9 protein-coding genes are annotated in these 6,718 nt (G+C 42.3%); 5 read left to right on the top strand and 4 right to left on the bottom strand.

Features of this window, described 5'->3' with window-relative positions; translation table 11 throughout:
• The 3 genes from B3O33_RS07885 to B3O33_RS07875 form a co-directional block, all read right to left on the bottom strand.
• A partial coding sequence (locus B3O33_RS07885; RefSeq protein ID WP_292363350.1) for an alcohol dehydrogenase catalytic domain-containing protein occupies positions 1-486 on the bottom strand: 486 nt, incomplete at its 3' end.
• A 151-nt stretch (positions 487-637) separates the two neighbouring features.
• The gene (locus B3O33_RS07880) at positions 638-988 is read right to left on the bottom strand and encodes a DUF3147 family protein (RefSeq protein WP_292359466.1); all 351 of its coding nucleotides are present in this window, start codon (positions 986-988) and stop codon (positions 638-640) included.
• An 80-nt stretch (positions 989-1,068) separates the two neighbouring features.
• Positions 1,069-1,911, bottom strand: coding sequence for a LysR family transcriptional regulator (locus tag B3O33_RS07875; protein WP_292359468.1), 843 nt, complete (start codon positions 1,909-1,911; stop codon positions 1,069-1,071).
• A gap of 102 nt (positions 1,912-2,013) precedes the next feature.
• Between B3O33_RS07875 and ccoN the strand changes: the two genes are divergently transcribed.
• The 4 genes from ccoN to B3O33_RS07860 all read left to right on the top strand — a co-directional run bounded on the left by ccoN (position 2,014) and on the right by B3O33_RS07860 (position 5,484).
• Entirely contained in the window at positions 2,014-3,441 is a 1,428-nt protein-coding gene (gene ccoN / locus B3O33_RS07870; RefSeq protein WP_292359470.1) for a cytochrome-c oxidase, cbb3-type subunit I, read from the top strand.
• Positions 3,442-3,446: 5 nt separating this feature from the next.
• A complete protein-coding gene (locus B3O33_RS16015; RefSeq protein WP_414673283.1) occupies positions 3,447-3,683 on the top strand; it encodes a cbb3-type cytochrome oxidase subunit 3 in 237 nt (78 codons plus the stop codon).
• Positions 3,684-3,785: 102 nt separating this feature from the next.
• Positions 3,786-5,096 carry a copper-containing nitrite reductase gene (nirK, locus tag B3O33_RS07865; protein WP_292359473.1) on the top strand — a complete coding sequence of 437 codons (1,311 nt, stop codon included), beginning with the start codon at positions 3,786-3,788 and terminating at the stop codon, positions 5,094-5,096.
• Positions 5,097-5,295: 199 nt separating this feature from the next.
• Positions 5,296-5,484, top strand: coding sequence for an NnrS family protein (locus tag B3O33_RS07860; RefSeq protein ID WP_292359475.1), 189 nt, complete (start codon positions 5,296-5,298; stop codon positions 5,482-5,484).
• 253 nt (positions 5,485-5,737) lie between these two features.
• Here B3O33_RS07860 and B3O33_RS07855 read toward each other — a convergent pair whose 3' ends face one another.
• Complete coding sequence (locus B3O33_RS07855) at positions 5,738-6,046, bottom strand: hexameric tyrosine-coordinated heme protein (RefSeq protein WP_292359476.1); 309 nt, start codon at positions 6,044-6,046, stop codon at positions 5,738-5,740.
• A 97-nt stretch (positions 6,047-6,143) separates the two neighbouring features.
• On the opposite strand from B3O33_RS07855, the gene B3O33_RS07850 reads away from it, so the two are divergent.
• Positions 6,144-6,560, top strand: coding sequence for a MarR family winged helix-turn-helix transcriptional regulator (locus B3O33_RS07850; protein WP_292359478.1), 417 nt, complete (start codon positions 6,144-6,146; stop codon positions 6,558-6,560).
• Positions 6,561-6,718 lie beyond the last annotated feature (158 nt).

The following is a 6,718-nucleotide window of genomic DNA, read 5'->3' as shown; positions in this document are numbered from 1 at the left end:
CGTGATGCCAGCACATAGCAGTGGGGCGGCTAATGCCAAATCCAGATTTTCCGGGATACGCAATACAAATTCTTCACGAACCACCAGGTGTTTAGAATAACCACCTTGAGTCATATCCCCAGTAATTCTATCTGGTGAGCCGTAGGTCAATGTAAAACCATTGCGGCAATACTGCTCATGATCGTTATGGCATTCATCACATTCCTGGCAGCTATCCACCATACAACCCACGGCAACATTTTCACCCACTTTAAACTTGGTGACCGCAGACCCCACTTCAATCACCCGACCAACAATTTCATGGCCGGGAACGACAGGATAGGATGATCCACCCCAGTCGTTTCTCGCCACATGTAAATCCGAGTGACAAACACCGCAATATAAAATTTCGATTGCAATATCATTCGCTCGTAATTCACGTCGTTCAAAAGATAAAGGTGCTAAGGGAGAATCAGCAGAATGAGCGGCATAACCGATAGTTTTCATAAGATAATTCCTAAATATAGCTAAACAAGTTGAGAGAGTTTTATGCGAGGTGCAGTATGGATAAATAGTAAATGTTTTAAATGGTATAAACGTAACATTAACCACAATCCAGGCGCAGCTCATCATTTAGAATGTGAACGTAAGTAGGGGGTTAAAGATCTATACCAAATGATCGCAATGCCAAAAGCATAAAGTAATAACTAATAACGGTGACACAAACAGCAATTAAAAGGCTCAAGTAAAAATGCAAGCCCATGTTCAGCAAAATAGGCAAGGTGATAAACAAAGCCAAAGAGGGAAGAACCAACCAGAAAATATTGGATGCCAAGATACTGATTTTTGTGACATCGCCCGTTTCTTGATACAACCAAATGATGGCAATAACTGAAATCAAAGGTACTGAGGCTATAATGGCACCAAAGATCGAACTTCGTTTAGCGACTTCAGAAATCACGACAATGACCACAGCGCTCACAAACACTTTAGTTATGTAGTACCACATAGGTCACCTGCATTAGTTGATAAAAATTTTGCTAGCACCCATAACTTTGTTCTATCTTAAATCAACACAACTCAACAATATCACAACCATGGTTCAGTTGTTTTACCCGCTCTGAATAACGCATCAAGAACGCTCTGGAAATTAGCATTTTTAGTTTGTTTTTTATGCATCATATACACAGGAAATGTGAATTCAGGGTAATTATCAACCTTAATCAAATGGCCTGAATGTAGATATTTTTGGACGACGCGCGTTCGAAAATAACCGCTCCCACCATTTTCCAGAATGTGCTGAAGCGCGAGCTGGCCAAGATTAATCGTCAGCTTGGGTCTTGCCAGATGGGGCAGAGCGATATCATGCTGTTTACGGAAATATTCTCCCCAATCTACATAGATATAAGGCTCTGCTTGGCTTTTAGCGGAGACAAAGATCAGTTTTTCTTCCAGAACTTGTTCGACCTGAATTCCGGGACCGTATTCTGGTTGATGCACCACAATGACATCGAGTAAACCTTGCTGAAGTTTTTGATGCAACGAGGTTCGTTCACCAATTTCTGCACTAATCGCCGTTTCGGAAATATCCTGACGAAGATTGTTTAACCATTGGAGCATTAACGGACTCCAAAGACTGATTTCGCCAGCAATGTTGAAAATGGTTTCGGTACCCGTCGGTAATGGTAAATTTCGCTTGGCACCTTCCCATGCCTGCACCATCGCTACCGCATGCTCAATAAACTTTTCCCCATCAAGCGTCGCCGTAGCACCGGAGCGATTCCTGACAAATAACCTGCAGCCAAGCTGATTTTCGAGATTATGTACACGAGCAGTAACAGTCGTTTGAGTCACATTTAATGTTTCTGCCGCAGCCCCGAAACTACCCAAGCGAATGATTTCCAGAAAAGTGCGTGCCTGATTAATATCCATCAATATCTTTGATAATAAATAAAGATATTATTCATTATACATATCTATATTGAGAGTCCAAACTACTCGCAACAAAGGTAATGGAAGAGTTTGGATAGTTGTATGAATGCAAAAAAACATCAAAATTACAATTATGATGTGGTGAAGTATTTCAGTGTCAGTGCGTGTATTTATTTAGTGCTCGGCACGGCAGTCGGCGTTTGGATTGCATCGGAACTTGCCTGGCCGTTCCTCAATTTTGATAATCCCTATATTACCTTTGGACGTTTACGTCCGGTCCATACCAATATTGTTGTCTATGGTTTTGGTGGTTCAGTGTTAATGGCTACTGCCTATTATGTGATCCAACGAACTTGCGGTGTTCGACTCTGGAGCGATGCCATGGCGTGGTTCACTTTCTGGGGTTGGAATTTATATGTCATTGGCGCCATGATCACTTTGCCATTAGGCATAACGCAAGGTAAGGAATATGCAGAACTGGAGTGGCCCTTGGATATTCTGCTCGCCGTAGTGTGGATTGCGTACACTATAAATTTCATCATGACGCTGAGTCAGCGTAAAAGCAGCCATATATACGTTGCCAACTGGTTTTTCCTGGCCATGATGATCATGTTTACGTATTTGCATGTCATCAATAGTTTGTCGATACCAGTAAGCATGTGGAAATCGTATTCCATTTTTGCCGGGGTCCAGGATGCGATGGTTCAATGGTGGTGGGGACATAATGCTATTGGCTTTTATCTGACCGCTGGCTTTTTAGGGATCATGTATTACTTTGTTCCTAAACAAGCTGAGCGACCAATCTATTCTTATCGTTTATCTGTCATCCACTTTTGGGCATTGATTTTTGGCTATGTCTGGCTCGGTGCTCACCATCTTCAATACACCGCTTTACCTGATTGGACGGGCTCTCTGGGTGCGGCCATTTCATTGGCGATGATCATTCCGTCCTGGGGCGGGGCGTTAAATGGGATGTTTACACTCAGTGGGGCGTGGGACAAACTTCGGACAGACTATATTCTGCGTTTTTTAATTGTATCGCTCGCCTTCTACGCCATGTCCACTTTCGAAGGGCCGGTGATGGCTTCCAAAACGGTCAATGCGTTATCGCATTACACAGACTGGACAATTGGGCATGTGCACTCAGGTGCTCTTGGTTGGGTGGCGATGGTTTCTATCGGTGCGCTTTATCATATGGTCGAACGTATGTGGAATACCAGTATGTTCTCTGTGCAATTAGTGAATGTGCATTTCTGGTTAGCAACCATCGGAACCGCTATCTATATTACGTCCATGTGGGTTGCCGGAATTATGCAGGGGTTGATGTGGCGAGCCTATGATGACTATGGCAACTTGTCTTATACCTTTGTTGAATCCGTGGCACAGATGCATCCTTATTACATTATGCGAGCAATGGGCGGATTTATTTTCTTTACTGGTGCGGTGGTGATGTTAATTAACGTGCTGGCAACGATTTATATTGCTAATAAAAAAGCGTCAGAAACAAAAATAACATTGCAAACTGGTTAAATGCTATGGAAATTTTGCTGCTGTTTCTAAAATTCATGCTGGTTTTTTTAACATCTAACTGGCTCGTTATTGTGACGACACTTATTGGTGTTTGTTGCATGCTGCTCATTGGTTTATGGGTATTTCATCCAGATAACAAAAAGGTATATGAGTCCTATGCAAATATTCCTTTAGAGGATTTATTAGAGGATGAAACGAGCAATGAAAACGATTCCAAAACATACTTTTCCATATTTCTATAAATGCGTATTTTAGGGCTTATTTTATTATTTTTTGTTATATTCCTGTTCAGTAATCTCTGGCTTTAATTAATACAAGCCTATTTGAAAAAAATAGGATCCATAATGAATTTACACCGACTCTCCAATATTTTGGTTATCACCGTGATCACGGCATTAGTACTCAGCCTGATAGTGATATTAGCGCTCGGTGGTTTTTCCTTACTGACCTATCTCAAGACCACTTTGATACAGATGTACGGTTTTGTGATCGCCGCTACAGCGTCGCTGTTTTTCTTTATGCGACTGATTCATCAGATGCATTCCCGTGCTTTTGTTATTTCCATGGTGATATTTATTGTTGGTATAGCCCTGTTTCTGTCTGTTTCGATTGGCAGAATGTATATGTTTCAGTACCCGATGTATGTTGAATCCTATGGTCCGGGGAAAGGTCCGGGCCTGCCATTAAATAACGTGCTGACATTTTTTCGGCATATCGGTCAGTTTGAATGGATTGAGGACATTGCCCATGATCCCAATAATGTGCCTGAGCCAATTGCTTCTGAGGCAAACGGTCAAGGTAATGTAACGAAAGTCACCCTGGAAACCAAAGAAGTTCTGGCTGAATTAGCACCGGGAATAACCTTTAATTACTGGACATTCAATGGAACTGTGCCAGGGCCGATGATTCGGGTTAAAGAGGGTGATACCGTTGAACTTACCTTACATAACCATATAAGCAGTTTGCATCAGCATAATATCGACCTCCATGCCGTAACAGGTCCGGGTGGTGGTGGCGAAGCTACCATTGTTGAGCCGGGGGAGAGTAAAACCATCCGGTTCAAAACGCTTAATCCGGGACTATTTGTGTATCACTGCGCGGTGCCTAATATGGCTGTCCATATGGCTCACGGTATGTATGGTTTGATTCTGGTAGAACCCAAAGACGGGTTACCGCCGGTCGATAAAGAGTTTTATCTGATGCAAGGTGAAATATACACAACGGGTGCTATAGGGCGAAAAGGCTTACAGGTGTTTGATGCCCGGAAAATGCTCGATTCACAACCAGAATATGTGGTGTTCAACGGTCGTACCGGTGCGTTAATAGACAATATGCAGGTTAAGGCAGGAGAGACCGTCAGGCTCTATATTGGCAATGGTGGCGTTGCGATGAATTCATCTTTTCATCTGGTGGGTGAGATTTTTGACACGGTGTACCCGGAAGCCTCAATGAACGGGGCACAGTTTAAAAATGTTCAAACCACCAATATTCCGGCAGGTGGCGCCACAATTGTTGAGTTTAAAGTGGATTATCCAGGACATTATGTCTTAGTTGATCATGCTTTGATGCGAACTGATAAGGGTGCATGGGGTGTGATTGAAGTGATAGGGGATAAAGATCCCAGTATTTTTGAGGAAATTGAAAGCACTTTGTGATTTTTTAACCCAAGCTTATTGCCGGATGAACCACGACGCAGCCAAATGAATTATCAGCGAGTGAACAAGCCATCCTGCCCTTATTTCGTCAGGCATTCAGAACGTTATTTTTATTTGGCGCCAGCTTCAGTGTGCTTGCAATATTGCTCTGGGGATTGGTCTTAAACGGTATATTGAACATGATTTCTATGGCAACTCCTTGTTTTGGCATCGCCATGAAATGCTGTTTGGATTCGTCGCAGCCATCATTATCGATTTTTTATTAACCGCGCGCGGTTCAGAGCTGCACAGGACAGCGGGCACCGCATGGCAGAACCTTGTCTATCACAGCAGGCGCTATGGCAACAATGATCCTGAGCGGGATCTCCAGAGTATCACTGGACCATAGCGGCAGAGCTTTATAACCAAAACGATTAATTTCCTTAGCATTTGTCTTAATTATTGCTGTCGGTTTAACCCGAACAATTTTAATTTGGTTGTTACCAACGCAAGTTTCTTTTTGGTTATGTCTCAGCGTTATTGCTTGGGTTACGGCTTACACTCTGTATGTCATTATTTATTAAGACGCCCAGACCTGACGGGAAACCAGGTTAGGCCGTCTTCAGCCTACCCTCTGACATAATCCAAGCCAAGCTACTTGATTATTTACGCCAGTAGTCGTTAGCAATGGCTATGGTTTTAAATTCAATTGCAACAAGCTCGGCGGCATCCATTAAAAGTGCAGGATCTTCTGCGTATTTTGCTCTTACACGATGTTTCGCACCAGCATCCGTTTGAATAGTACCAATAGTTTTTCGCACCAATTTAATGGCCAGCTGACGGCCTTCATAGGGGGTATCTGTCATTAAACTTGGTACATAATTGTCGTCAGCTGCCATCTCATTCGCTGATAGTTGGATTGGCATTAACAAAGGCAGTGTCATTAAAAATATTGAATAATAAGCTTTCATGTGCGGTATCCTAATGTTTGATTACGAAATGTTCGTACACTAACAATATTCTCGCAAAACAGGTATGTCAAGTACCTGTTTAAAATACAGGATACCAATGGGACCATTGCTAAAAGATCAGGTTTGTTATGCGCTCTATTCAACAAGCGGAGAGGTTACCAAAGCCTATGCAGAGCTCTTAAAGCCGCATCAGCTAACGTATCCACAATTCGTAGTGATGATGGCTTTGTGGCAGGACGATGGCGCTTCACCTACCAATCTCGCCAAAGCTGTTGGTTTGAGTAAAGCGACATTGTCACCTGTTTTAAAAAAGCTTGAGTCACACGGATATCTTAAAAGAGAGCCGGTTCCGGGTAATGACAAGGCGAAATCAATGTCATTAACCAAAAAAGGTCGAGAGCTTGCAACTGAAGGAGAGAACATTGCCAGGCTGGCCTTATGCGCTACTGGTTTGAGTGAAACTGAAGTCAAGCAGCTGATAACTATCTGCAATAAAATAAAAAATAATCTTTGAGTATAAAATTTCTACTTAGATTGTCTGTACAAAATAAAACAAATAGCATTGCCTTACAAAAAAACTACGACCATACACTGCAAAAAATATGTGCGTAAAATGTTTTAACCTATAAGTTCGAACATATTCTGTATTTAAATTTAATGTTTCACCCTAGG

This window comes from Methylophaga sp. UBA1464 (assembly GCF_002325665.1).
Taxonomy (GTDB): Bacteria; Pseudomonadota; Gammaproteobacteria; order Nitrosococcales; family Methylophagaceae; genus Methylophaga.
Note: the sequence above shows the minus strand (reverse complement) of the source record. Positions and strands in the feature narration are given on the sequence as shown.

Coding starts and splice junctions, on each gene's coding strand:
- B3O33_RS07850 (WP_292359478.1), top strand. CDS start 6,144: ATGGGACCATTGCTAAAAGATCAGGTTTGTTATGCGCTCTATTCAACA.
- B3O33_RS07880 (WP_292359466.1), bottom strand. CDS start 988: ATGTGGTACTACATAACTAAAGTGTTTGTGAGCGCTGTGGTCATTGTC.
- B3O33_RS16015 (WP_414673283.1), top strand. CDS start 3,447: ATGGAAATTTTGCTGCTGTTTCTAAAATTCATGCTGGTTTTTTTAACA.
- B3O33_RS07855 (WP_292359476.1), bottom strand. CDS start 6,046: ATGAAAGCTTATTATTCAATATTTTTAATGACACTGCCTTTGTTAATG.
- B3O33_RS07875 (WP_292359468.1), bottom strand. CDS start 1,911: ATGGATATTAATCAGGCACGCACTTTTCTGGAAATCATTCGCTTGGGT.
- nirK (WP_292359473.1), top strand. CDS start 3,786: ATGAATTTACACCGACTCTCCAATATTTTGGTTATCACCGTGATCACG.
- ccoN (WP_292359470.1), top strand. CDS start 2,014: ATGAATGCAAAAAAACATCAAAATTACAATTATGATGTGGTGAAGTAT.